This window comes from Streptomyces olindensis (assembly GCF_040645895.1).
GTDB lineage: Bacteria > Actinomycetota > Actinomycetes > Streptomycetales > Streptomycetaceae > Streptomyces > Streptomyces olindensis.
In genome coordinates this window covers 15,475-41,223 of sequence record NZ_JBEYZD010000062.1, presented here as the reverse complement: position 1 = coordinate 41,223, position 25,749 = coordinate 15,475, and the positions used below count along the sequence as shown (strand labels likewise).

Annotated in this window: 23 protein-coding genes; 18 read left to right on the top strand and 5 right to left on the bottom strand. The window is 72.8% G+C overall.

The genetic code is table 11. From position 1 onward, the window contains the following. Positions 1-77 precede the first annotated feature (77 nt). Positions 78-1,220, top strand: a complete 1,143-nt coding sequence (locus ABZ948_RS31060; protein WP_359765102.1) for a glycosyltransferase family 4 protein — start codon at positions 78-80, stop codon at positions 1,218-1,220. On the opposite strand, the gene ABZ948_RS31055 is transcribed toward ABZ948_RS31060, so the two are convergent. Further along, positions 1,221-2,864, bottom strand: coding sequence for a PucR family transcriptional regulator (locus ABZ948_RS31055; protein ID WP_359765100.1), 1,644 nt, complete (start codon positions 2,862-2,864; stop codon positions 1,221-1,223). Positions 2,865-2,969: 105 nt separating this feature from the next. On the opposite strand from ABZ948_RS31055, the gene ABZ948_RS31050 reads away from it, so the two are divergent. After that, entirely contained in the window at positions 2,970-3,926 is a 957-nt protein-coding gene (locus ABZ948_RS31050) for an LLM class F420-dependent oxidoreductase (RefSeq protein ID WP_359765098.1), read from the top strand. Positions 3,927-3,954: 28 nt separating this feature from the next. Here ABZ948_RS31050 and ABZ948_RS31045 read toward each other — a convergent pair whose 3' ends face one another. Next, positions 3,955-5,757 (bottom strand): glycoside hydrolase family 15 protein, encoded by a 1,803-nt coding sequence (locus ABZ948_RS31045; protein WP_359765121.1) that lies wholly within the window; start codon positions 5,755-5,757, stop codon positions 3,955-3,957. 528 nt (positions 5,758-6,285) lie between these two features. On the opposite strand from ABZ948_RS31045, the gene pyrG reads away from it, so the two are divergent. The 11 genes from pyrG (at position 6,286) to ABZ948_RS30990 (ending at position 19,458) form a co-directional block, all read left to right on the top strand. Beyond that, positions 6,286-7,944 (top strand): CTP synthase, encoded by a 1,659-nt coding sequence (gene pyrG, locus ABZ948_RS31040; protein WP_359765119.1) that lies wholly within the window; start codon positions 6,286-6,288, stop codon positions 7,942-7,944. A gap of 94 nt (positions 7,945-8,038) precedes the next feature. Then, the gene (locus tag ABZ948_RS31035; RefSeq protein WP_359765096.1) at positions 8,039-8,665 is read left to right on the top strand and encodes an NUDIX domain-containing protein; all 627 of its coding nucleotides are present in this window, start codon (positions 8,039-8,041) and stop codon (positions 8,663-8,665) included. A 322-nt stretch (positions 8,666-8,987) separates the two neighbouring features. Further along, positions 8,988-11,027 (top strand): tetratricopeptide repeat protein, encoded by a 2,040-nt coding sequence (locus ABZ948_RS31030; protein WP_359765094.1) that lies wholly within the window; start codon positions 8,988-8,990, stop codon positions 11,025-11,027. Between the two features lie 138 nt (positions 11,028-11,165). Continuing rightward, the gene (ald, locus tag ABZ948_RS31025) at positions 11,166-12,290 is read left to right on the top strand and encodes an alanine dehydrogenase (protein WP_351342972.1); all 1,125 of its coding nucleotides are present in this window, start codon (positions 11,166-11,168) and stop codon (positions 12,288-12,290) included. Between the two features lie 426 nt (positions 12,291-12,716). Next, positions 12,717-13,844, top strand: a complete 1,128-nt coding sequence (locus tag ABZ948_RS31020) for a ParA family protein (protein ID WP_359765091.1) — start codon at positions 12,717-12,719, stop codon at positions 13,842-13,844. Continuing rightward, on the top strand, positions 13,829-14,410 hold the full coding sequence (locus ABZ948_RS31015; RefSeq protein WP_359765090.1) for a hypothetical protein: 582 nt from the start codon (positions 13,829-13,831) through the stop codon (positions 14,408-14,410). Before ABZ948_RS31020 ends, ABZ948_RS31015 begins: the two co-directional genes overlap by 16 nt. 294 nt (positions 14,411-14,704) lie before the next feature. Further along, complete coding sequence (locus tag ABZ948_RS31010) at positions 14,705-15,916, top strand: segregation and condensation protein A (protein ID WP_359765088.1); 1,212 nt, start codon at positions 14,705-14,707, stop codon at positions 15,914-15,916. Beyond that, on the top strand, positions 15,913-16,599 hold the full coding sequence (gene scpB / locus ABZ948_RS31005) for an SMC-Scp complex subunit ScpB (RefSeq protein WP_359765086.1): 687 nt from the start codon (positions 15,913-15,915) through the stop codon (positions 16,597-16,599). The genes ABZ948_RS31010 and scpB overlap by 4 nt, the downstream gene beginning before the upstream one ends. Continuing rightward, positions 16,599-17,660: a pseudouridine synthase gene (locus tag ABZ948_RS31000; protein ID WP_359765084.1), complete on the top strand. Its 1,062-nt coding sequence runs from the start codon at positions 16,599-16,601 to the stop codon at positions 17,658-17,660. The genes scpB and ABZ948_RS31000 overlap by 1 nt, the downstream gene beginning before the upstream one ends. Positions 17,661-17,722: 62 nt before the next feature. Beyond that, a complete protein-coding gene (locus ABZ948_RS30995) occupies positions 17,723-18,442 on the top strand; it encodes an NUDIX hydrolase (protein WP_359765082.1) in 720 nt (239 codons plus the stop codon). After that, positions 18,439-19,458: an ADP-ribosylglycohydrolase family protein gene (locus ABZ948_RS30990; RefSeq protein WP_359765080.1), complete on the top strand. Its 1,020-nt coding sequence runs from the start codon at positions 18,439-18,441 to the stop codon at positions 19,456-19,458. Before ABZ948_RS30995 ends, ABZ948_RS30990 begins: the two co-directional genes overlap by 4 nt. A gap of 16 nt (positions 19,459-19,474) precedes the next feature. Here ABZ948_RS30990 and ABZ948_RS30985 read toward each other — a convergent pair whose 3' ends face one another. Both ABZ948_RS30985 and ABZ948_RS30980 read right to left on the bottom strand, forming a co-directional pair. Continuing rightward, on the bottom strand, positions 19,475-20,155 hold the full coding sequence (locus ABZ948_RS30985) for a nucleotidyltransferase domain-containing protein (RefSeq protein WP_359765078.1): 681 nt from the start codon (positions 20,153-20,155) through the stop codon (positions 19,475-19,477). A 23-nt stretch (positions 20,156-20,178) separates the two neighbouring features. Next, entirely contained in the window at positions 20,179-20,628 is a 450-nt protein-coding gene (locus ABZ948_RS30980; protein WP_359765076.1) for a Rieske (2Fe-2S) protein, read from the bottom strand. A gap of 177 nt (positions 20,629-20,805) precedes the next feature. On the opposite strand from ABZ948_RS30980, the gene aroH reads away from it, so the two are divergent. The 5 genes from aroH (at position 20,806) to der (ending at position 25,250) form a co-directional block, all read left to right on the top strand. Then, entirely contained in the window at positions 20,806-21,168 is a 363-nt protein-coding gene (gene aroH / locus ABZ948_RS30975; RefSeq protein ID WP_190052225.1) for a chorismate mutase, read from the top strand. Further along, positions 21,165-22,250, top strand: a complete 1,086-nt coding sequence (locus ABZ948_RS30970) for a prephenate dehydrogenase (protein WP_359765073.1) — start codon at positions 21,165-21,167, stop codon at positions 22,248-22,250. The genes aroH and ABZ948_RS30970 overlap by 4 nt, the downstream gene beginning before the upstream one ends. Before the next feature lie 139 nt (positions 22,251-22,389). Continuing rightward, positions 22,390-23,052: a (d)CMP kinase gene (gene cmk / locus ABZ948_RS30965; RefSeq protein ID WP_389625649.1), complete on the top strand. Its 663-nt coding sequence runs from the start codon at positions 22,390-22,392 to the stop codon at positions 23,050-23,052. After that, the gene (locus ABZ948_RS30960; RefSeq protein ID WP_359765070.1) at positions 23,049-23,696 is read left to right on the top strand and encodes a lysophospholipid acyltransferase family protein; all 648 of its coding nucleotides are present in this window, start codon (positions 23,049-23,051) and stop codon (positions 23,694-23,696) included. Before cmk ends, ABZ948_RS30960 begins: the two co-directional genes overlap by 4 nt. Before the next feature lie 78 nt (positions 23,697-23,774). Then, complete coding sequence (gene der / locus ABZ948_RS30955; protein ID WP_359765069.1) at positions 23,775-25,250, top strand: ribosome biogenesis GTPase Der; 1,476 nt, start codon at positions 23,775-23,777, stop codon at positions 25,248-25,250. A gap of 65 nt (positions 25,251-25,315) precedes the next feature. Here the strand turns inward: der and ABZ948_RS30950 are convergent, their stop codons facing one another. Beyond that, the gene (locus tag ABZ948_RS30950; RefSeq protein WP_359765067.1) at positions 25,316-25,708 is read right to left on the bottom strand and encodes a hypothetical protein; all 393 of its coding nucleotides are present in this window, start codon (positions 25,706-25,708) and stop codon (positions 25,316-25,318) included. Positions 25,709-25,749: the final 41 nt, after the last annotated feature.

Here is a 25,749-nt window from a genome sequence, read left to right as displayed (position 1 = left end):
TGTCCTGGCATCCTTGGCGGAGTACGCCGTGGGAAACCGCGCCGTGACCGCCCGACCCGAACCAGGAGCCCGGCCACGTGACCCCCGTGAGCAGCCACTCACCGCCTGGCCAGTCCCCGCTGCGCACCGTTCAGGTGCTGGGCGGGGGCAATGCCGCCAGCAGTGCGCATGTGCGCTCGCTGGCCGCGGGGCTCGTCGCGAGGGGCGTGAAGGTCACGGTGTGCGCCCCCTTCGAGGCGGATCGCGCCTATGACTTCAGCGGGGTCGGGGCCGACCACGTGCACGTGCCGCGCAGCAGCGACCCGGTGTCGGTGGCGGCCCTGCGGGCGGCCTGTGCCGACGCCGATCTGGTGCACGCGCACGGGCTGCACGCCAGCTTCCGTACCGTGCTCGCCCTCAGCGGGCGGCGCGTGCGGACCCCGCTGGTCGTGACGTGGCACGACCGGGCGCACGCCGACGGTGCGCGTGCCCACCTGCTGAAGGTGCTGGAGCGGCGGGTCGTGAAGACCGCCACCGTCGTGCTGGGCACCACCTCGGCGCTCGTGGACCGGGCCCGGCGGACGGGCGCGCGGGACGCGCGGCTCGCCGCCGTCGCGCTGCCCGGCCCCCGCCGGCCCGTGGAGCCCGACGACCCCGACCGGCTGCGCCCCAAGGTGCGCGCCGAACTCGGCGCCATCGGACGCCCGTTGCTGATGGCCGTCGGCTCCCTGGAGCACCATCGCGGGTACGACGTGCTGCTGGACGCCGCGCGGGCCTGGCGCCGCCTCGACCCGGTTCCCCTGGTCGTGATCGCGGGCGAGGGGCCACTGCGCGGCGAACTCCAGGGGCGGATCGAGGAGGAGGGGCTGCCGGTCCGGCTCATCGGGCGGCGCGACGACATCAGCGACCTGCTCGCCGCCGCCGACCTCGCGCTGCTGCCCAGCCGCTGGGAGGCGCGCTCCGTCCTCGCCCAGGAGGCCCTCCACGCGCGCGTGCCGCTCGTCGCCACCGGCGTCGGCGGCATCCCCGAACTCGTCGGCGACGCCGCCGAACTCGTGCCGTACGGGGACGCGAAGGCCCTCGCCGACTCCGTCGTGCGCCTGCTCGGCGACCCCGCCCGCCGGGAACTGCTCAAGGACAAGGGCGCCCGGCAGGCGGCGAGCTGGCCGACCGAGGACGAGACGGTCGCCCAGGTCCTCAGCGTCTACGACGAGTTGACCCAGCCCCGGCCCCTCGCGTAGCTAGGGGACGTGCCTGCGGGCCCGCAGCGCCAGGCTCAGGGCCAGTACCGTCTGCGGATCGTCGAGGTCCGTGCCCAGCAGCTCCCCGATGCGCGCCAGCCGGTTGTACAGGGTCTGCCGGTTGAGGTGCAGCTCCCGGGCCGTCTCCGCCTTGCGCCCCGCGTGGGCGAGGTAGGTCGTCAGGGTGGGCAGCAGCGGCGGCCTGGAACGGCGGTCGTGGTCCAGCAGCGGGCCGAGCGCCCGGTCGACGAAGGCGGCCAGGTCCGGGTGGTCGCGCAGCCGCCACAGCAGCAGGTCGATGTCCAGCCGGCGGGCGTCGTACCAGGGCCGGTCCGGCAGGCCCTGGGCCGCCGTGGCCGTCTCGGCGGCGTGCCGCAGCCCCGAGGCCGCCGCCGTCCAGCCGCCCGCCACCCCTACGACCACCACGGGTGGCGGCCCGCCCGGCCGCAGCATCCCGGCCCGCTCCACACCGGCCCGCAGCGCCGCCGCCACCCGGTCCGCGACCGTCGCCCGCTCCGACTCCGAGCGCAGCCCGAGCAGCACCGGCACCCGGCCCTCCACCGGCCGCACCCCGAGCAGCACCGGCACGCCCACCGCCGCCAGTTCCTCCGAGACCGCCCGGGCGAGCACGGCCCAGCCTCCCCCCGGCGCCAGGGCGTCCCCCAGCCGCATGACCACCGGCAACAGCGGCCCCTCGCCCGGCCGGAAGCCCAGCACGCGCGCCTGCGCCGGGGCGTCCTGAGCCGTGACCCGGCCCTCGGCGAGGTCCGTCAGGAAGTCGCCGCGGCCGCGGGCCGCCAGTTCCTCCTCCTGCCGCGCCTGCATCAGCACCACGGCCAGGATGCCCGCGGCCCGCTCGGCCGCCATCCGGTGCACCGGCGCCAGGGGAGTCCGCACGGGCAGCAGGACCAGACGCGCGCGGACGCCCCCGCTGCCGGGCCCGCCACCCGGCACGTCCACGAGGACCGAACCGGCGAGCGGCGGCTCGTCCCGGTGCTGCCCGCGCAGCCCCTCCCACACCTGGAGCGGGTCCGCGCCCTCGGGACCGGCCCCGGCGGCGTACAGCAACTGTCCGTCCGCCGTCTCCAGGAAGACCGGGTTGCCGCCGAAGTCGGCCAGGATGCCGAGCACCTGGGGCACCCCGCCGCCGCCCAGCACGGCCCGGGTGCACCGCCGGTCCACCTCCTCGGCCCGCTGGAGCAGCGCGTAGTGGCCGTTGACGATCTCGGTGTGGATCTCCTCCGTGACGGTGACGAACGGCACCTCGCGGTGCAATTGGACGAGCGGCAGCCCGGACGAACGTGCCGTGTCGACGAGGGCCGCGGGCAGCCGGGCGAAGCGCGGGCCGAGCTCCACGACCAGGGCGGCGATGCCGCGCTCGGCCAGCGTGCGCACGAACGCCCGCTGCTCGGCCGGGCGGGCACCGAGGCCGTAGCCCGTGGTCAGCAGCAGTTCACCGCCCTTGAGCAGTGAGGCGATGTGCGGCACCTCGCCGGCGTGCACCCAGCGCACGGTCCGCCCGAGCCGGTCGGCCCCCGCCAGCACCTCGGGCAGCCCGCTGCGCAGCCCCGGCAGCTCCAGCGCCCGCTGCACGGTGATCCCGGCGCCCTGCGTGTCGTACGCGCTGTCCGTCCCGCTGTCCATGTGCCGGACGCTACCCGCGCGGGTGCCTCCCGGACATCTCCGCGGCCACCAGGGAACGATCACGCCCCGGGATTACCGCGTGATCGACCGGGTACGGGCGCCGTCATGGACATCAGCGTGGTCGCCGTGGGGCGGGAGGACGACAGTCCGGTCGAGGAGCCACTGCGGGTCGCGGTGCTCGCCGACCGGCTCGGCTACCGGGAGGTGTGGGCGGGCGAGGGTCCGACGTGGGACTCGTTCGTCCTGGCGACGGCGATCGGCGCGGCCACGCGGCAGGCCACGCTGACGGCCGGGCCCGTGCCCGTGTCGGTGCGCGACCCGCTCACCGTCGTCCGGGGCGCCGCCTCCACCGCGGCCGTCACCGGCCGGCCCGTCGGCGTGGCCCTGGGCACCTCCAGCAAGCGGGTCGTCGAGGGCGTGCACGGCCGGCCGCGCACCCGGCCCGCCGCGACCCTGGAGGAGTCGGCCGCGACGGTGCGCGCGCTCATGGACAGCGTGCCGGGCGAGCCGGTCGTGCCCGGCAGCGGCTTCCCGCGCCGGCTGTCGCCGCCCGGGGGGATGCTCACCGTGGCGGCCTTCGGCGAGCGCGCGGTCGCCACGGCCGTCGCGCACGCCGACCGGATGCTGCTCGACATCGTCTCGCCGGAGCAGGTCCGCCTGCTGCGGGCGCGGATGCTCGCGGCCGCCGAGCGGGCAGGCCGTACGCCGCCGCGGCTGGCCGCCTGGCTGCCCGCAGCCGTGGACCCCGAGCCCGAGACGCTCCGGCAGATCCTGCGCAGCGTCGTCGGCTACCTCACCGTGCCGGGCTACAGCGACATGTTCGTCGACGCCGGGTTCGCCGAGGTCGTCGAGCTGGCCGCCAAGGGCGCCGACCCGGACACGCTGCTGCGGGCCCTGCCGCCCAAGGCCGCGGGCACGGTCGCCCTCGTCGGCGACGCGGCCACCGTCCGCGCCCGCATCGACGCCTACGCCGAGGCCGGTCTCGACGAGATCGCCCTCGTCCCGGCCACGGCGGGCGACCCGGCGGGGGAGCGCACGCTCACGGCCCTCAGGCCGCGGTGACGCCCGGGAGGAGGGCCACCGGCCCCGGTCAGCCGCCGTAGGCGCCGGAGGCGGTCAGACGCAGCGCCGTGTCGATGAGCGGCACGTGGCTGAACGCCTGCGGGAAGTTGCCCACCTGGCGCTGCAGCCGCGGGTCCCACTCCTCGGCCAGCAGGCCCAGGTCGTTGCGCAGGGACAGCAGCTTCTCGAACAGCTTGCGGGCCTCGTCCACGCGGCCGATCATCGCCAGGTCGTCGGCCATCCAGAACGAGCAGGCGAGGAACGCGCCCTCGTCACCGGGCAGGCCGTCGACGCCCTCGTGGCCGCCCGAGGTCGGGTAGCGCAGGATGAAGCCGTCCGGCGTGGACAGCTCCCGCTGGATCGCCTCGATCGTGCCGATGACCCGCTTGTCGTCCGGCGGCAGGAAGCCCATCTGCGGGATCAGCAGCAGGGAGGCGTCCAGCTCCTTCGAGCCGTACGACTGCGTGAAGGTGTTGCGCTCCTTGTCGTAGCCCTTCTCGCACACGTCCCGGTGGATGTCGTCGCGCAGTTCCTTCCAGCGCTCCAGCGGGCCGTCGGCGTCGCCGGACTCGATCAGCTTGATCGTGCGGTCGACGGCGACCCAGGCCATGACCTTGGAGTGCACGAAGTGGCGGCGCGGGCCGCGCACCTCCCAGATGCCCTCGTCCGGGTCCTGCCAGTGGTCCTCCAGGTAGCGGATCAGCTTGAGCTGGAGCAGCGAGGCGTAGTCGTTGCGCGCGAGGCCCGTCATGTGGGCCAGGTGCAGGGCCTCGGTGACCTCGCCGTAGACGTCCAGCTGGAGCTGGTGCGCCGCGCCGTTGCCGACCCGGACCGGGGTGGAGCCCTCGTAGCCCGGGAGCCAGTCCAGCTCCGCCTCGCCGAGCTCGCGCTCGCCGGCGATGCCGTACATGATCTGCAGGTTCTCCGGGTCGCCGGCCACCGCGCGCAGCAGCCACTCGCGCCAGGCGCGGGCCTCCTCGCGGTAGCCGGTGCGCAGCAGCGAGGACAGGGTGATCGCCGCGTCGCGCAGCCACGTGTAGCGGTAGTCCCAGTTGCGGACGCCGCCGATGTCCTCCGGCAGGGAGGTGGTCGGCGCGGCGACGATGCCGCCGGTCGGGGCGTACGTCAGGGCCTTCAGTGTGATCAGCGAGCGGATCACGGCCTCGCGGTAGGGGCCGTGGTACGTGCAGTGGTCGACCCACTCGCGCCAGAAGTCCTCCGTCGCCTCCAGCGACTGCTCCGGCTCGGGCAGCGGCGGCGGCTCCTTGTGCGAGGGCTGCCAGGAGATCGTGAACGCGATCCGGTCACCGGGGGCGACCGTGAAGTCCGCGTACGTCGTGAGCGACTTGCCGTAGGTCTCGGCCGATGTGTCGAACCACACGGAGTCCGGGCCCGCCACCGCCACCGTGCGCCCGTCGTGCTTGTGCACCCACGGCACCACCCGCCCGTAGGAGAACCGCATCCGCAGCGCCGAGCGCATCGGCACGCGGCCAGAGACGCCCTCCACGATCCGGATCAGCTGCGGGGCGCCGTCACGCGGCGGCATGAAGTCGGTCACCCGGACCGTGCCCCGCTGGGTGTCCCACTCGGACTCCAGGATCAGCGAGTCGCCGCGGTAGCTGCGCCGGACGGCCCGGGGCGGCTCCTGGTCGGAGGCGTACGCGGGGCCGAGCCGCCAGAAGCCGTGCTCCTCGTTGCCCAGCAGGCCGGCGAAGATGGCGTGCGAGTCGAAGCGGGGCAGGCACAGCCAGTCGACTGTCCCGTCCCGGCAGACCAGGGCAGCGGTCTGCATGTCTCCGATGAGTGCGTAGTCTTCGATGCGCCCGGCCACGTGCAACTCCAGTCGAACGGCCACGTCACCCCACGAGGGGGCTGTCGCTAGTGCGGTCAAGGGGGGTTTTCGGCAAGTCTTGCAATGCGTCGTTGAGCGGTGAAGCAAAACAGGTCACTCAGCCGTCATGCAAAGCGCCAATTGTTGCTCAACGAACTGACGAGCTCACGTTGTTCCGGGACTCACGGGCGGTGGGTGGTGCCGTTGGGCCGGGCGGGCTCGGCAGCGAGTGTCCGAGCAGGATACGACGCACGCAGATGATGTGTGTGCCGCTCCGGGCAAGGTGAGTACGCCGAACGAGTGAGCAACGGGTGAGAGACCGGTGACGACGCTCGCCTCCGTGTCGGCGCGTGCGCGGAGCGTGGCCGGAAGCCATCCTCCCGCGGCGCTGATACGCTGGTAGCCCGTGGACCGGTGGGCCCCTTCCCGACAGGGAACCCCCGAACCGCAGCGACGGCACCCCGGAGTTTTCCGGCGGGCAGCCGCACCGCACCCCCAGACCGCGACCACGGGAGCCCCGTCTTGGCCATGCCGCCCGCCGCTTTTCGTAATTCGACGACCAAGCACATCTTCGTCACCGGGGGTGTCGCCTCCTCGCTGGGCAAGGGCCTGACGGCCTCCAGCCTCGGCATGCTGCTCAAGGCCCGCGGTCTGCGCGTCGTGATGCAGAAGCTCGACCCGTACCTCAACGTCGACCCGGGCACGATGAACCCCTTCCAGCACGGTGAGGTGTTCGTCACCAACGACGGCGCCGAGACCGACCTGGACATCGGCCACTACGAGCGGTTCCTCGACCGCGACCTCGACGGCTCCGCGAACGTCACCACCGGCCAGGTCTACAACACCGTGATCGCCAAGGAGCGGCGCGGCGAGTACCTGGGCGACACCGTGCAGGTCATCCCGCACATCACCAACGAGATCAAGCACCGCATCCGCCGCATGGCGACGGACGAGGTCGACGTCGTGATCACCGAGGTCGGCGGCACGGTCGGCGACATCGAGTCGCTGCCGTTCCTGGAGACCGTCCGCCAGGTCCGGCACGAGGTCGGCCGTGACAACGTCTTCGTCGTCCATATCTCGCTCCTGCCGTACATCGGCCCCTCGGGTGAGCTGAAGACGAAGCCCACCCAGCACTCGGTTGCGGCCCTGCGCAACATCGGTATCCAGCCGGACGCGATCGTGCTGCGCTGCGACCGCGAGGTGCCCACCGCGATCAAGCGGAAGATCTCGCTGATGTGCGACGTCGACGAGGCCGCCGTCGTGGCCTGCCCCGACGCCCGCTCGATCTACGACATCCCCAAGACCGTGCACGGCGAGGGCCTGGACGCCTACGTCGTCCGCAAGCTGGACCTGCCGTTCCGCGACGTGGACTGGACGACCTGGGACGACCTGCTCGACCGCGTCCACAACCCCGACCACGAGATCACCCTCGCGCTGGTCGGCAAGTACATCGACCTGCCCGACGCCTACCTGTCGGTCACCGAGGCGCTGCGCGCCGGCGGCTTCGCCAACCGCGCCCGCGTGAAGATCAAGTGGGTCACCTCCGACGACTGCAAGACCCCGGCGGGCGCCAAGGCGCAGCTTGAGGACGTCGACGGGATCTGCATCCCCGGCGGCTTCGGCGACCGCGGTGTGCTCGGCAAGGTCGGCGCGATCAAGTACGCCCGCGAGAACAAGATCCCGCTGCTCGGCCTCTGCCTCGGCCTGCAGTGCATCGTGATCGAGGCCGCGCGCCACCTCGCCGACATCTCCGACGCCAACTCCACCGAGTTCGACCCGGCGACCGCCCACCCGGTCATCTCCACGATGGCCGAGCAGCTCGACATCGTCGCCGGTGAGGGTGACATGGGCGGCACCATGCGGCTCGGCATGTACCCGGCGAAGCTGGCCGAGGGTTCGATCGTGCGCGAGGTGTACGACGGCAAGGAGTACGTCGAGGAGCGCCACCGTCACCGCTACGAGGTGAACAACGCCTACCGCGCCGAGCTGGAGAAGAGGGCGGGCATCCTGTTCTCCGGCACCTCGCCGGACGGCAAGCTCGTCGAGTACGTCGAGTACCCGCGCGACGTCCACCCGTACCTGGTCGCGACCCAGGCGCACCCGGAGCTGCGCTCGCGCCCGACGCGTCCGCACCCGCTGTTCGCCGGGCTCGTCAAGGCCGCGGTCGAGCGGAAGACTTCGAAGTAACACACCAGTTGTACGGTGGCCGGGGTGCATCCCTTCAAAGGGTGTGCACCCCGGTTTTTTTCGGCAGGTCGTGCAGAGCAGTGGAAGGACAGGCATGACGATCAAGGACACCCCGGAGGAGTGGGACGTCCGGGCGACGGAGACCCCCTTCGTGGGCAACAAGACCTCCGTGCGTACCGACGACGTGGTCATGCCCGACGGCACCGTGGTGCGCCGCGACTACCAGGTCCACCCCGGCTCCGTGGCCGTCCTCGCCCTCGACGAGGCCGACCGCGTCCTGGTCCTGCGCCAGTACCGCCACCCCGTGCGCCACAAGCTGTGGGAGATCCCGGCCGGACTGCTCGACGTGCCCGGCGAGAACCCGCTGCACGCCGCGCAGCGCGAGCTGTACGAGGAGGCGCACGTCAAGGCCGAGGACTGGCGGGTGCTGACCGACGTGTACACCACCCCCGGCGGCTGTGACGAGGCGGTCCGGATCTTCCTCGCGCGTGATCTGTCCGAGGCGGAGGGCGAGCGCTTCGCGGTCGAGGAGGAAGAGGCCGACATGGAGCTCGACCGGGTGCCGGTCGAGGAGCTGGTCCGGGGCGTACTGGTGGGGGAGCTGCACAACAACTGCCTCGTCGTGGGCGTCCTGTCGCTGGTCGCCGCGCGGGCCGGTGACGGTCTGGACGCGCTGCGCCCGGCGCAGGCTCCCTGGCCGGCGCGTCCCTTCGAGGCGTAGCCGCTCGGCCGGGGGGTAGGTGGGTGCCGCGGTGGTCGTCGGGCCGGTGCGGCGCCGCCGTGGCCGGTCGCGCCCGCGCTGCGGAGCCGCCGTGGCCGGTCGCGCCCGCGCTGCGGAGCCGCCATCAGGCACAGCCCCGTGCCCCCTCTGGGACACGACCTTGAAGCCTGCGGTCCTACGATCTGTTGATCCGATCGGGCGAACGCTCGTCCCGCCCGCCGCGCTCCACCCGGAACGTTGCAGAGCGTGAACTAGGCTCTGCAACACGCCCGAACCGGAGTCCCGGCGGGCTCGCAGGTGCGGTGGGACGGGAGTGTGGCCCGTGACGGATCAGGTCGTGGAGACAGGCGACGCGCGGCTGACCGGACGCGCTGCCGTGGAGAACCGGTTCCTTGGCCGCACACGGGAGTTGAAGGAACTGCGCGCCGACATCGAGCGCGCCGGACTGGACACGCTGGCGGGCCGCAAAGCACCCCGCGCGCGGGTCCTGCTCATCGCCGGCCGGCCCGGCTCGGGCCGCTCCGCACTCGCGGAGGAACTCGTGCGGCAGGTCGCGGACCGTTACCCGGACGGCGTGCTGCGCGCCCGCCTCACCGACCCCGACGGCACCCCCGTCCCCGTCGAGCGCGCCGCCCGCGACCTGCTCACCGCCCTGGACGAGGAGGCCCCGGCCGGGGCCGCCGAGGACGACCTCACCGACGCCCTGCGCACCGCCCTCGCCGACCGCCGGGCCCTGCTCCTGCTGGACGACGCGGCCGACGCCGAGCAGGTCGACGCCCTGCTGCCCGATGCCCCGGACTGCCTGGTCGTCGCGGTCTCCGAGGGCCCGCTGACCGGGATCTCGGACGTCCGCCCCTGCACCCTGGGCGGCCTGGACGCCAAGTCCGGCGTGGAGCTGCTGTCCCGGCACACCGGTTCGGTGCGCATCACCGTCGATCCCCGGGCCGCCGAGGGCCTCGCCGAGGAGTGCCAGGGCCAGCCGGCCGCACTGATGCTGGCCGGCGGCTGGCTCGCCGCCCGCCCCAAGGCGGCCGTCTCCGACCTCGCCAAGCAGCTGCGCGCCGAAGAACCCGAGGGGACGGCACTCACCCGGGTCTTCCGCCTCGCCCACGCCGGCCTGCCCGCCTCCGCCGCCCGGATGCTGCGCCTGCTCTCCCTCGCCCCGGCCGGACTGGTCGACCCGCAGACCGCCTCCGCACTCGCCGGCTGCTCGGTCGGCACCGCCCGCACCACCCTCGACGACCTGGTCGCCCTCGGCTTCCTGCACGCCGTGGACGCGCCGCTGCCGCAGTACGAGGTGCCCGGCTGCCTGCACCCTCTGCTCCGCGCCTTCGCCCGCCACCACGAGCGCCCGGCGGAGCTCCAGCTGGCCCGCGCCCGCATGCTGGAGCGGACCGTACGGCTGCTCCAGGCATGCCGCGCGATCACCGAGACCGACAGCCCCGAGGCGCGTCAGAAACTCCTCGACATGCCGCGCGCTCTGCGCTTCCCCACCCCCCGGGCGGCGGCCGACTGGCTGCGCCTGACCCGGCCCGCCCTGCTGGCCTCGGCCCGGCTCGCCGTCGCCGACGGGGAGCTGGACACCCTGGCCCGGCGGCTGATGTCCCAGCTGGTGCGGGCCATGGTGGCCCACATCGGCACCCAGGCGGCGGCGCCCGACCTGTACGACATCCACAGCCTGGTCCTCGACATCGCCGAGCGCCGCGACCTGCCCCGGGAGCGGGCCGCCGCGCTGCTGAACCTCGGCGACCTCGACGCCCGCACCGGCCGCACGGCCGACGCCCTGACGCGCTACCGGGCCGCGCTGGACGCCGGGCGCGAGGTGAACGACCCGTATGCGACCGGCCGCGCGATGGAATCCGTAGGCGGCGCGCACCTGGAGCTCGGCGACTTCGACCGGGCCGCCGACTGGTTCGGCCGGGCCCTGACCGAGCGGCTCGCCCGGGGCGAGCGGGCCGACGCCGCCCGGCTGTACGGGCGGATCGCCGCCGCCCACACCTACGCCGGCCGCTACGGCGAGGCCCTGCGCAACTGGCGCTCGGCGATCTCCGGGCACCGGCGATGCGGCGACGTGGCCGCCCAGGCGCGGGCGTTGAGCGAGCTGGCGCGGGTCCAGGAGTACGCGGGCCGGCCCGAGGAGTCGCTGCGCACCTGCCGGGAGGCCGTGGAGTGGGCGCGACGGGCCGAGGACACGCGCTTGCAGGCCGCGCTGCACCTGCGGGTCGCCGACACCCTCGAACACCTCGGCGACCCCGCCTCGGCCGGGCTGCACCGGGGTGCCGCCGAGCGGCTCCTCGACGACTCAAACCTTCAAACGGAACCGGACGCCTGCGAAATCCGTACCGCATCGGCTGAAGATTGATGTAATGAAAGGCTAGACAGCGGGAACACCTTCATTAGACTGGCTCTGCCGCACGTTCTCCTGCGGTCTCTCCCGGTGTGCCCGTGCGTGCCCGGGTATGTCTAAGAAATACCCCCCATACCCTCTGAGCCAAGGACCGTGATCGACGTGAAGGTCGGCATTCCCCGCGAGGTCAAGAACAACGAGTTCCGGGTGGCCATCACCCCTGCCGGTGTGCACGAGCTGGTGCGCCACGGCCACCAGGTCGTCGTCGAGCGCGGCGCCGGCGTCGGCTCCTCGATCACGGACGAGGAGTACGTCGCCGCCGGTGCCCGGATCCTGGACACCGCCGACGAGGTGTGGGCCACCGCCGACCTGCTGCTGAAGGTCAAGGAGCCCATCGCCGAGGAGTACCACCGCCTCCGCAAGGACCAGACGCTCTTCACCTACCTGCACCTGGCCGCCTCCAAGGAGTGCACGGACGCCCTGCTGGAGTCCGGCACCACGGCGATCGCCTACGAGACGGTCGAGCTGCCCAGCCGCGCGCTGCCGCTGCTGGCCCCGATGTCCGAGGTCGCCGGCCGGCTGGCCCCGCAGGTCGGCGCCTACCACCTGATGCGCGCCAACGGCGGCCGGGGCGTGCTCCCCGGCGGTGTCCCCGGCGTGCCGGCCGGCCGGGCGGTCGTCATCGGCGGCGGTGTCTCCGGCTGGCAGGCGGCGCAGATCGCCATCGGCCTGGGCTTCCACGTGACCCTGCTCGACAAGGACGTGAACAAGCTCCGCGAGGCGGACAAGATCTTCGGTACGAAGATCCAGACCGTCGTCTCCAACGCCCTGGAGCTGGAGAAGGCCTGCCTGGAGGCCGACCTGGTCATCGGCGCCGTCCTGGTCCCCGGCGCCAAGGCCCCGAAGCTTGTCACCAACGAGCTCGTCTCCCGGATGAAGCCGGGAAGTGTCCTTGTCGACATCGCGATCGACCAGGGCGGCTGCTTCGAGGACTCCCGTCCGACCACTCACGCCGAGCCGACCTTCCAGGTCCACAACTCGGTCTTCTACTGCGTCGCCAACATGCCCGGCGCGGTCCCCAACACCTCCACCTACGCGCTGACCAACGCCACGCTGCCGTACATCGTCGAACTGGCCGACCACGGCTGGGCGGGCGCGCTGCGCCGCGACCCGGCGCTGGCCAAGGGCCTCAACACCCATGACGGCAAGGTCGTTTACCGCGAGGTCGCCGAGGCGCACGGCGTGGAGCACGTGGAGCTGTCCTCGCTGCTCGGCTGAGCCCCGCCCCGACGCGGTGGCAGCCGGTAAGTCGGCTAAGTAACCCCACGGCAAAGGCGATACGTCAACACGGCTCGTCAACGCCGCGCACCCGGCCGGACCTTGCCCGACAAGGTCCGGCCGGATGTGTGTATGGTCACTTCGCGATTCTCGAGCAACTCGCCTCGAACGTAACCCTTCAACCGATTCGCACACCGGTGAAACCTGCCGTGCGACGGCCGTACGCCCTTGACAGCGGGATGTTTCATTGCCGACACATCGGGCCGGGTCCGGCGGATTGTGTTGCTGCGGACGCCCGACACGCCATAGAGTCGCCAACCGTCGGCATGGTGCCACGCTGACCTGTCTAGAAGTTTCCTGGTCACCAAGGAGGTAAGACGACTTGTGAATGAGTCGACATTTACTCCCGGGGGTGGTCAACCAGGAATGCCTGCACGGGGCCAGGGCTCCGCGGGGTTCGAGGCTGTCGGCTCCGTCGCTGTGCGCACCTTCGCAGCCCACCAGAGTCAGCAGGCGACTCACACAGCACACCAGAAGATGGATGGCCATCACGTGAACGCCATGGCCGGCGACGGAAGTGGCGCGCCCCACAACCACTTCGCCGACTACGACGAACTGCCCGAGGGGCACTTCTACGACCCCGACGCGGAGTACGAGCCCGACCCCGAGTACGCGGCCACGCTCGCTCCCGACGCTGCCAGACAGCGCCGGGAGCGCATCGGCCCGACCGGGCGTCCGCTGCCGTACTTCCCGATCCCGGGCCCACTGACCGACCACGGACCCGCGAAGATCATCGCGATGTGCAACCAGAAGGGCGGCGTCGGCAAGACCACGTCGACCATCAACCTGGGTGCCGCGCTCGCGGAGTACGGACGCCGGGTCCTGCTCGTGGACTTCGACCCGCAGGGCGCGCTGTCGGTCGGTCTCGGCGTCAACCCGATGGAACTGGACCTCACCGTCTACAACCTGCTCATGGAGCGGGGGATGGCGGCCGACGAGGTGCTGCTGAAGACGGCGGTCCCCAACATGGACCTGCTGCCCAGCAACATCGACCTGTCGGCTGCGGAGGTCCAGCTCGTCTCCGAGGTCGCCCGCGAGTCGACGCTGCAGCGCGCCCTGAAGCCGCTGCTGCCCGACTACGACTTCATCGTCATCGACTGCCAGCCCTCGCTCGGCCTGCTCACGGTGAACGCCCTGACGGCCGCGCACAAGGTGATCGTGCCGCTGGAGTGCGAGTTCTTCGCCCTCCGTGGTGTGGCCCTGCTGACCGAGACCATCGAGAAGGTCCAGGAACGGCTCAACCCGGAGCTGGAGCTCGACGGAATCCTCGCCACGATGTACGACTCGCGCACGGTGCACAGCCGTGAGGTGCTCGCGCGTGTCGTCGAGGCGTTCGACGACCACGTCTACCACACGGTCATCGGGCGCACGGTCCGCTTCCCGGAGACCACGGTCGCCGGTGAGCCGATCACCACGTACGCCTCCAACTCCGTCGGTGCCGCCGCCTACCGCCAGCTCGCCAGGGAGGTGCTCGCCCGGTGTCACGCCGAGTGAGTCTGCCGGGGGCCGACGAACTCTTCCGTACGACTGGGGGGATGGGGCTGCAGTCGTCCACGCCCAGGCGCCAGGCCAACGGCGACGCCCGGGTGCCCGCACCGGCGGGCGAGGGCGACGCGGCGGCGGCAGCGGCCGCGGAGGACGCGCCGCAGTCGGTGCCCGCGCAGGGCGGTGACGGCGAGGGCGCGGAGCACGTCGCGGCCGACGCGGAGCCGGCCGAGGCCGGGGAGTCCCGCAGCCGTTCCGCGGCCGCCGAGCGTTCCGGTGCCGGGCGTCGGCAGGCGGCGCAGGAAGGTTCTGCCGCCGCGGCGGCACCGCGCAAGCGCGGGCGGGCGGCCGCGCGCCGTCCCAGCGGCCGTGAGCGGCACGACGAGAAGATCACGGTGTACGTCTCGGCCGAGGAGCTCATGGACCTGGAGCACGCCCGTCTCGTGCTCCGCGGCGAGCACGGCCTGGCCGTCGACCGCGGGCGCATCGTCCGTGAGGCGGTCGCCGTGGTCCTGGCCGACCTGGAGACCCGCGGGGACGCCAGCATCCTCGTACGCCGACTGCGCGGGCGGTAGCGGTAGCCTGCGGGGGCCATGACCTCGAACGCTTCCCCACCTCCCCCCGGCGGCCCGCCCGGCCGCCGGCGTGCGCTGGGGCGTGGGCCGGGGGCTCCACGGGTGGCTCCGCCGGTGGAGCCGACGGTTGCGGCGGAGCCGGATGTGCCCCCGACGGGCGCGGTCACGCCTGACGCGCTGTCGGCGGACACGGCCGGGCCTGAGGATCTGTCCGCGGACACGGCCGGGCCTGAGGCGCTCCCCGCTGAGACTGTCCGGCTTGAGGCGCTGCCTGCGGACGCCGCCGGACTTGAGGTGCTGCCTGCGGACGCCCGCGAATCGGGTGGGCCGTCGTCGGGCGGGCCGTCGGCCGGCGTCGGGGCTGCCGAGTCGCCGAGCGAGGCGGGCGACACGTCCGGGGCCGGGCCCCAGGTCGGCCGTGCGGCGGCAGGACGTGGGCACTTCGCCCCTGGGACGGTCGCTGCGGCCGGGGCCGCCGCTCCGGCCGTCGAGTCCGTCGGGACCGGGGCCCCGCGCCAGGGTTACGCCGCCACCCCCGGGGTCGACGCCGGGGTCCTCGGCCCGGACGCGGGAGCCACGGCTGTTCCTCCGCCGGGTCCGGGCGGAGCCGGCGCGGCCGGCGGAGCGCCGAACCCGCTGGGGCGGAGCGGGCCGGGGGACGCCGCCGAGCCCTCGGTCGGAGGTGCCGACGGCGACGACGGGGTCTTCAAGGTCCGGCTCGCCAACTTCGAGGGGCCCTTCGATCTGCTGCTGCAGTTGATCTCACGGCACAAGCTGGACGTCACCGAGGTCGCGCTGTCCAAGGTGACCGACGAGTTCATGGCGCACATCCGGGCCATGGGGCCGGACTGGGACCTCGACGAGACGACCGAGTTCCTCGTGGTCGCGGCCACCCTGCTCGATCTGAAGGCGGCCCGGCTGCTGCCCGCCGCCGAGGTGGAGGACGAGGCCGACCTGGCACTGCTGGAGGCCCGGGACCTGCTGTTCGCGCGGCTGCTCCAGTACCGCGCGTACAAGCAGATCGCCGACATCTTCAGCGGGCGGCTCGACGACGAGGCCCGGCGCTACCCCCGTACCGTCGGCCTCGAACCGGAACACGCCGAACTGCTGCCCGAGGTCGTCATCAGCATCGGGGCGGAAGGGTTCGCCAGGCTCGCCGTGAAGGCGATGCAGCCGAAGCCCAAGCCGCAGGTCTACGTCGACCACATCCACGCCCCCCTGGTCAGCGTGCAGGAGCAGGCGCAGATCGTCGTCGCCCGGCTCAGGGAGCTCGGCGAGGCCAGCTTCCGGGCGCTCGTGGCGGACACCGACGACACCTTGACCGTCGTGGCGAGGTTCCTCGCGCTGCTGGAGCTGTACCGCGAGAAGGCCGTCGCGCTGGAGCAGGAGGCCGCGCTCGGGGAGCTGCTCGTGCGGTGGACCGGCGGGGACGGGGACGAGACACCGACCGTCACCGACGAGTTCGACCGGCCGCCCGAACCGCCGAAGGAGGAGAAGAAGGCGTGAGCCAGGAAACCACCGAGGTCCCGGCCGGGCTGCGCGACGTCGCCGCTCTCGACCTCAAGCCCGCCCTCGAAGCCGTCCTCATGGTCGTCGACGAGCCCGCGACCGAGGAGCACCTCGCGAAGATACTGGAGCGGCCGAAGCGGCAGATCGCGGACGCCCTGCGCGAGCTGGCCGACGAGTACACCGTCCAGGGCCGCGGCTTCGAACTGCGGTTCGTCGCGAACGGCTGGCGCTTCTACACCCGCGCCGCGTACGCGCCCGCCGTCGAGCGCTTCGTGCTGGACGGCCAGCAGGCCCGCCTCACCCAGGCCGCCCTGGAGACCCTGGCGGTCGTCGCCTACCGGCAACCCGTCAGCCGCAGCCGCGTCTCGGCGGTGCGCGGAGTGAACTGCGACGGCGTCATGCGCACCCTCCTGCAGCGCGGCCTGATAGAGGAGGCGGGCACGGAACCCGAAACAGGTGCGATCCTGTACAGGACGACGAACTACTTCCTGGAGCGGATGGGCCTGCGCGGTCTGGACGAGCTCCCGGAGCTCGCGCCCTTCCTCCCGGAGGCGGAGGCGATCGAGGCCGAGACCCAGGAGGGCGTACCGTCGTTCGACCCGGACGCGCCCGACGACGACGCGCCGGGCCGCCCGGTGAGCCCGGGGACCGACGACGAAGACGACCAGACGGAACTTTGATGCGAAGCAGCGGCAGCGGCAAGAGCGGCGGGCGCGGTAACCACCGCGGCGCCGGCAACAACAGGGACCAGAAGCAGGGGCAGGGCCGCCCCCGCAAGCCCCGCCCCGAGGAGCGCCGCTACGACGTGGGCCCCGGGGCGACGAAGGACGGCCCCAAGGCAGGGCGCGGGGGCGCCGCGCGTGGCGGCGCCAAGGGCGGACCCAAGCAGCCCCAGAAGCAGGGGCGTAGCGCCCCTGCGCGCCCGCGTGAGTACGAGGCGCAGATCGAGGAGCGCAACCGCGACCGGTACGCCGGGAAGAAGGAGGTCAAGCTCCCGAAGACCTTCCCCGGCGCCGAGCAGGAGGGCGAGCGGCTGCAGAAGGTCCTCGCCCGGGCCGGCTTCGGCTCCCGGCGCGCCTGCGAGGAGCTGATCGAGGAGGCCAGGGTCGAGGTCAACGGCGAGATCGTCCTGGAGCAGGGCAGGCGGGTCGACCCGGAGAAGGACGAGATCAAGGTCGACGGTCTGACCGTCGCCACCCAGCGCTACCAGTTCTTCTCGCTGAACAAGCCCGCCGGTGTCGTCTCGACGATGGAGGACCCCGAGGGCCGGCAGTGCCTCGGGGACTACGTCACCAACCGTGAGACGCGCCTCTTCCACGTCGGCCGGCTCGACACCGAGACCGAGGGCGTCATCCTGCTCACCAACCACGGCGAGCTGGCGCACCGCCTGACCCACCCGAAGTACGGCGTGAAGAAGACCTACCTCGCGCACATCGTCGGCCCCATCCCGCGCGACCTGGGCAAGCAGCTGAAGGACGGCATCCAGCTGGAGGACGGCTACGCCCGCGCGGACCACTTCCGGGTCGTCGAGCAGACCGGCAAGAACTACCTCGTCGAGGTCACCCTCCACGAGGGCCGCAAGCACATCGTGCGCCGCATGCTGGCCGCGGCCGGCTTCCCGGTCGACAAGCTGGTGCGGGTCGCCTTCGGCCCGATCACCCTCGGCGACCAGAAGTCCGGCTGGCTGCGCCGGCTGTCCAACACGGAGGTCGGGATGCTGATGCAGGAAGTCGACCTCTAGAACTTGTGAGTGACACGCACCCCCTTTTATAGTCGCGGTGACTATTAAAGGGGGTGCAGGTCATGGACGGCTACGACAAGCACGCCCATGAACCCTTCGCCGTCACGGTCGACCTCGCCGTCTTCACCGTCCGCGACGGCGCCCTGCACGTGCTGCTCGTCGAGCGCGGGCAGGAGCCGTACGCCGGACACCGGGCCCTGCCCGGCGGGTTCGTCCGGCCGGACGAGTCCGCGGAGACGGCCGCGCGGCGTGAACTCGCCGAGGAGACCGGCCTGTCGGACGTCTCGGGGCTGCATCTGGAGCAGCTGCGGACGTACAGCGAGCCCGGCCGCGACCCCCGGATGCGGGTCGTGTCGGTCGCCTTCACCGCGCTGCTGCCCGACGCCCCCGAGGCGCACGGCGGCAGCGACGCCGCACGGGCCGACTGGGTGCCCCACGGCACGGCGGGGCCGCTCGCCTTCGATCACGACCGCATCCTGGCCGACGCCCACGACCGCGTCGGCGCCAAGCTCGAGTACACCTGCCTCGCCACCGCGTTCTGCCCGCCCGAGTTCACCCTCGGGGAGCTCCAGCGGGTCTACGAGACCGTGTGGGGCACCGAACTCGACCGGCCCAACTTCCGGCGCAAGGTGCTCGCCACGCCGGGCTTCGTCGAACCCGCCCCCGGCGCCGCGCGGCTGACCGGCGGCCGGGGCAAGCCCGCCGCGCTCTACCGCGCCGGTACCGCAACCACCCTCCATCCGCCTCTCCTCCGGCCGCCCCGGGAAGGACGCCCCACATGACCACGCTCGTTCACAAGCAAGCCGCCACCGGAGCACTCACGGGGCTCGCCCTCGGGGACGCGCTGGGGTATCCGACCGAGTTCGACGACGTGCCGACGATCCTCGCCAAGCACGGGCCCTGGCGGGAGCTGCCGCTGCCGAGGCACGCCTACGTCTCGGACGACACGCAGATGACGCTGGCGGTGGGGCGGGCGGTGCGTTCGGCGATGGACCGGGGGCTGCTCACCCCGTCCGGGCTCGCCCGGACCCTGCGTGAGGAGTTCCTGGACTGGTACCAGTCGCCGGAGAACAACCGCGCCCCCGGCGGGACCTGCCTGAGGGCCTGCTCGCTCCTGAAGGACGAGGCCCGGCCCTGGCAGGACGCCAGCCAGATCAATTCCAAGGGCTGCGGTGCCAACATGCGCGTCGCGCCCCTGGGCCTGGTGCCCGGCCTGAGCGACGAACAGCGGGCGGGCGCCGCCCAGTTGCAGGCGGGCCTGACCCACGGGCATCCGACGGGCCTGGCGGCCTCCGACCTCACCGCGCACGCCGTACGGCTGCTCGCGCAGGGCGCCGAGCCGGCCGCGCTGGTCGGGATGCTCCGGTCGTACGCCCTGGAGAACCGCAGCCACTACCACGAGCGCTGGCTCGGCGACCTGTGGCGCCGCGCCCAGGACCCGAGCCCCGAGCAGTTCATCGCGCGCGGCTGGGACGAGTGCCTGGAGATCCTCGACCGCCTCCAGCACGCCGTGGGCACCGTCTCGCCCGAGGCCGACCCGTGCCTGGCCACCGGCGAGGGCTGGATCGCCGAGGAGGCCATGGCGACCGGGCTGCTGTGCTTCCTGCTCTTCCCGGAGGAGCCCGTGACGGCCCTGCGGCGCGCCGCGTGCACCGCCGGTGACTCGGACTCGATCGCCTGCCTGGCCGGGGCCTTCGCCGGTGCCCACCTGGGCGCGGAGGTCTGGCCGAGCGACTGGGCCGACCGCATCGAGTACCGGAGCGACCTGCTGACCCTCGGGGCGCTCTGGGACTCCTGACGCCCGGTGCGTGCCGTTACTGGGCCGAGGCCCGGCGGGCGCGGATGAGGAAGTCCTCCACGCGCCGCCGGTCCGGTTCCGCCGGGAGCGGGCTGCGGTCGGCGGCCGCGTCGGCCTCCCGCTCCAGGCGGGCCATCCGGGACGCCACCTCGGACCAGGGCACCTCGCCGCGCTTCACCGCGAGCAGCGACTCCCGGTGCTCGCCGACGTCGACCGTGAGGGCGCCCGTGCGCAGCAGGTCCCGGGCGCTGATGAGCAGGCGCAGCAGGTGCATCGCGTGCTTCCAGCGAGGGGCGCCGTGGGTGCGGACGTCGGCCTCCAGCTTGCGGCGCTGGCTGCGCGAGTACCGCGTGAACGTCTCGTGGACCCGCCGGGACAGGAACGCCCCCCGCAGGGCGAGAAGCTCGTGGCCGGTGTCGTCGGCGTACTCCACGAGCGGGGAGTGCAGGCACTCCAGGATGTTCGGATTGGCGCGCAGGGCCAGCTCGCAGAACCGCTCCAGCTCCCAGCTGAACCGCTCCTCGCCGGGCCCCTCCACGTGCGTCGGCGGCTTGTCGAAGCGCCAGAACAGGGGTGTGGGGGCCAGGAACACGCCCCGGCGGTCGGTGTCGCTGCCGTCCGTCGCCAGCCCGAAGGCGCGCGACCCCATCACACAGGCGTAGATCGTGTGGTCGCGTACCAGGGTCTCGGGCTGCATGCCCGGGAGCGTACGCGGAACCCTCAGGCCAGCCGCACCGAATTTCCCTCCACGGTGATCTGCTCGGCGGGCAGCGGCCGGGTCGCCGGGCCGCCCGCGACCGAGCCGTCGGCGACGCGGAACCGGCTGCCGTGACAGGGGCAGTTGATCGTGCCGTCGGAGACGGAGCCCACCGTGCAGCGCTGGTGGGTGCAGATCGCCGAGAACGCCTTGAACCGTCCCTGCTCCGGCTGGGTCACCACGACCTCGTCGTCCTTGAAGATCTTGCCGCCGCCGACCGGGATCTCGTCGATGGAGGCCAGCTCCTTGCCGCCGCGGGCCGTCCCGGTGCCGGTGGTTCCCTGGTCGGTGGGGGTGCCCGTCGACGCGGAGCCGTTGTCGTCACCACCTGAGCCGCAGGCCGCGACGAGCGCCGCCGCGCCCGTCGCGCCCGTCGCGATGAGGACCGTGCGGCGTGTCGTGCTGGGGGTCATGTCGTCACTCCGAGGATGCCGAAGACGGATAAATCGGAAATAGCTGCATCCTGGCACCGAAGTCGCTCCAGGAGAAGCAACCCCGGCGTCTCACCCGGCGGGCGCCGCGCACCCGGTCCGCGCGGGCTGACTAGGCTTGACACCCAGAGCGAAGGCACGTCAGCGAGGAGCAGCGCCGTGGCGGTACGAGCGGTCCGGGGGGCCGTCCAACTCGAACGGGACGAGGCCGGACACATGGACGAGCAGGTCGGAGCGCTGCTCACGGCCATCCTGGAGCGCAACGACCTCACCGCCGACGACCTGATCAGCATCTGGTTCACGGCCACGCCCGACCTGCACAGCGACTTCCCGGCCGCCGCCGCGCGCAAGCTCGGCATCGTCGACGTCCCGCTGATCTGCGCCCAGGAGCTCGACATCGAGGGCGCCATGCCGCGCGTCGTCCGGGTCCTCGCACACATCGAGTCCGACCGGCCCCGCGCCGACATCGCCCACGTCTACCTCGGCGCCGCGGGCGCCCTGCGCAAGGACATCGCCCAGTGAGGACCGCACTCGTCATCGGCACCGGGCTGATCGGCACGTCCGCCGCCCTCGCCCTGTCCCAGCGGGGCGTCACGGTGCACCTCGCCGACCCCGACCCCGAGCAGGCCCGTACGGCGGCCGCGCTCGGCGCCGGCACGGACGAGACGCCGGACGGGCCCGTCGACCTGGCGATCGTCGCCGCCCCGCCCGCGCACGTGGCCGACGTGCTCGCCGACGCCATGAGCCGCGGCCTGGCGCGCGGCTACCTCGACGTCGCCAGCGTCAAGGGCGGACCGCGCCGCGAGCTGGAGGAACGCGGGCTCGACCTCGCGGCCTACATCGGCACGCACCCCATGTCGGGCCGCGAGAAGTCCGGCCCGCTCGCCGCGACCGGCGACCTGTTCGAGGGCCGCCCCTGGGTGCTCACCCCGACCCGGGACACCGACACCGAGGTGCTGAACCTCGCCCTGGAGCTGGTCTCGCACTGCCGTGCCGTGCCGGTGGTGATGGACGCCGACGCCCACGACCGGGCCGTCGCCCTCGTCTCCCACATGCCCCACCTGGTCTCCAGCCTGGTCGCCGCGCGCCTGGAGCACGCCGAGGAGGCCGCCGTACGGCTGTGCGGGCAGGGCATCCGGGACGTGACCCGGATCGCCGCCTCCGACCCCCGGATGTGGATCGACATCCTCTCCGCCAACCCCGGGCCGGTCGCCGACCTGCTCACGGAGGTCGCCGCCGACCTGGAGGAGACCGTGCGGTCGCTGCGCGCGCTGCAGTCCTCCGACGACCACAAGCGCCGTGAGGGCACCGGCGGGATCGAGGACGTCCTGCGGCGCGGCAACGCCGGGCAGGTCCGCGTCCCCGGCAAGCACGGGTCCGCGCCGCGGGCCTACGAGGTCGTGGCCGTGCTCATCGACGACCAGCCGGGACAGCTGGCCCGGATCTTCGCGGACGCGGGCATGGCGGGCGTCAACATCGAGGACGTGCGGATCGAGCACGCGACGGGGCAGCAGGCCGGTCTGGTGCAGCTGATGGTGGAGCCGAAGGCGGCTCCGGTGCTGTCCGCCGCGCTGCGGGAGCGGGGCTGGGCGATCCGGCAGTAGCCGGAGCGGGGCCGGGGGTGGCTCATCCCCGCTGTGCCGGACGAGTGACGCGCACCCAGTAACCTTGTGCGGGGCAGTCGCGCCCCCACCCCCGCCAGCCCGGTCCAGGAAGGTCCCCACTGTGGAAAGCGCCACGCCAGTGATTGTCGCCATCGACGGCCCCTCCGGCACGGGCAAGTCGAGCACCTCGAAGGCCGTGGCGGCGCAGCTCGGGCTGAGCTACCTGGACACCGGCGCCCAGTACCGGGCGATCACCTGGTGGATGGTGAACAACGGCATCGACATCGACGACCCCGCCGCGATCGCCGCCGCGGCCGGCAAGCCCGAGATCGTCTCCGGCACCGACCCGCAGGCCCCCACCATCACCGTCGACGGCGTTGACGTGGCCGGCCCGATCCGCACCCAGGAGGTCACCTCCAAGGTCAGCGCGGTCAGCGCGGTGCCCGAGGTGCGCGCGCGGATCACCGAGCTGCAGCGCTCGATCGCGGCCTCCGCGAAGGACGGCGTCGTGGTCGAGGGCCGGGACATCGGCACGACCGTGCTGCCGGACGCCGACCTGAAGATCTTCCTCACCGCCTCCGCGGAGGCGCGTGCCGCCCGCCGCAGCGGTGAGCTGAAGGGCGCCGACGTGCACTCCACCCGCGAGGCCCTGATCAAGCGCGACGCGGCCGACTCCAGCCGCAAGACCTCCCCGCTCGCCAAGGCGGACGACGCCGTCGAGGTGGACACCACCGAGCTCACCCTGGCCCAGGTCATCGAGTGCGTCGTCACCCTCGTCGAGGAGAAGCGGGCCGGGAAGTGACCGAGCTGCCTTCGACACGGGGCGCCGAGGTCGGGCGGCGCATCGGCGTCGGCCTGATGTACGGGCTGTGGAAGCCGCGGGTGCTCGGCGCCTGGCGGGTGCCCACGACCGGGCCGGTGATCCTCGCGGTCAACCACTCCCACAACATCGACGGGCCGATGGTCATGGGCGTGGCGCCCCGGCCGACGCACTTCCTGATCAAGAAGGAGGCGTTCGTCGGCCCGCTCGACCCGTTCCTGACCGGCATCGGCCAGCTGAAGGTGGACCGCGACACCACCGACCGCACGGCGATCACCCGGGCGCTCGGCGTCCTGGACAACGGCGGCGTGCTCGGCATCTTCCCGGAGGGCACGCGGGGCGAGGGCGACTTCGCCTCGCTGCGCGCGGGGCTCGCGTACTTCGCGGTGCGCAGCGGTGCCCCGATCGTGCCGGTCGCCGTGCTGGGAAGTTCCGACCGGCCCGGACGGTTGATAAAGGGGCTGCCTCCGCTGCGCTCGCGCGTCGACGTCGTCTTCGGCGAGCCCTTCGAGGCCGGCGACGGCAGCGGCCGCCGCACGCGCAAGGCGCTCGACGAGGCGACCGGGCGCATACAGAAGCAACTGGCCGCCCACCTGGAAAACGCCAGGCGCCTCACCAGGCGCTAGGCGACACTTGAGTAGTGGATCAGCCCGGACGACAGCGGGTGCTCCACCGACCACCACGATGAACGAGGTACGGACTTCATGAACGACCACAGCCAGCCCGAGGGCGCGCACGAGCACGACCACGGGGCGCTCGGCGACGCCGAGTACGCGGAGTTCATGGAGCTCGCCGCGGAGGAGGGCTTCGACCTCGAGGACGTCGAGGGCGCCATCGAGGCGGCGGGCCACGGCCCCCTGCCCGTGCTCGCCGTCGTCGGCCGCCCCAATGTCGGCAAGTCGACCCTGGTGAACCGCATCATCGGCCGCCGCGAGGCGGTCGTCGAGGACAAGCCGGGCGTCACCCGCGACCGTGTGACGTACGAGGCCGAGTGGGCGGGCCGCCGCTTCAAGGTCGTCGACACCGGCGGCTGGGAGCAGGACGTCCTCGGCATCGACGCCTCCGTGGCCGCCCAGGCCGAGTACGCCATCGAGGCCGCCGACGCGGTCGTCTTCGTCGTCGACGCCAAGGTCGGCGCCACCGACACCGACGAGGCCGTCGTGCGGCTGCTGCGCAAGGCCGGCAAGCCGGTCGTGCTCTGCGCCAACAAGGTGGACGGCCCGAGCGGCGAGGCAGACGCCTCGTACCTGTGGTCGCTGGGCCTGGGGGAGCCGTACCCGGTCTCCGCGCTGCACGGCCGGGGCACCGGCGACATGCTCGACCAGGTCCTGGAGGCGCTGCCCGAGGCGCCGCGCGAGACGTTCGGCGGGGGCGGCATCGGCGGCCCGCGCCGCATCGCCCTGATCGGCCGCCCGAACGTCGGCAAGTCCTCCCTGCTGAACAAGGTGGCGGGCGAGGAGCGCGTCGTCGTCAACGAGCTGGCCGGAACCACCCGCGACCCGGTCGACGAGCTGATCGAACTCGGTGGCGTCACCTGGAAGTTCGTCGACACGGCGGGCATCCGCAAGCGCGTCCACCTCCAGCAGGGCGCCGACTACTACGCCTCGCTGCGCACCGCGGCCGCCGTCGAGAAGGCCGAGGTGGCGGTCATCCTCATCGACGCCGCCGAGTCCATCTCGGTGCAGGACCAGCGCATCGTCACCATGGCCGTCGAGGCGGGCCGCGCGATCGTCCTGGCGTTCAACAAGTGGGACACGCTCGACGAGGAGCGCCGCTACTACCTGGAGCGGGAGATCGAGACCGAGCTCGGCCAGGTGGCGTGGGCGCCCCGGGTGAACGTCTCGGCGCGCACCGGGCGGCACATGGAGAAGCTGGTCCCGGCGATCGAGACGGCCCTGGCGGGCTGGGAGACCCGGGTCCCGACGGGCCGGCTGAACGCGTTCCTGGGTGAACTGGTCGCCGCCCACCCGCACCCGGTCCGGGGCGGCAAGCAGCCGCGCATCCTGTTCGGCACCCAGGCGGGCACCAAGCCGCCGCGGTTCGTGCTGTTCGCCTCCGGCTTCATCGAGGCGGGCTACCGGCGCTTCATCGAGCGCCGCCTGCGCGAGGAGTTCGGCTTCGAGGGGACGCCGATCCACATCTCGGTGCGGGTGCGCGAGAAGCGCGGCAGGAAGAAGTAGCGCAGCAGACAGTGGAAGGGGCGGCCCCCCGGCGGGGGCCGCCCCTTCCACTGTGCGGTGCTCGCTCAGACGCCGCTGCGCCGGCCCGGCGGCAGTGCGGCGGGCACGTGGTGCATCCCCGTGCCGCCGTGGGGGCCGAGGGTCCCGACACGCTGCCACTGCGGCTGTTGTCCGGCAGCGTGCCGGGCGCTCTGGGCCCCCGCGCTGTAGGCGCTGTACGAGCTGCCGTGTGAACTGCTGTACGAGCCCGTACTGTGCGGAATGTTCCCGAAGGCGGTGAAGCCCAGCTTCTCCTCGCCGCTGCGGTCGCCGGGCAGTGCGCGGAAGGACTTGACGTACTCGGCGTAGAGCGCGTCGTAGATCGGCGTGGCCGATGGGCCGCCCTGGGAGTCCTGAGCCGACCGCGCGGAGGGGATCGACGAGAAGGACTGGCGGCGGGGAACGTCGTATGCGTGCACGTATGTCCAAACGACCCCGCGGGTCAAGGGATGCGGCCCCG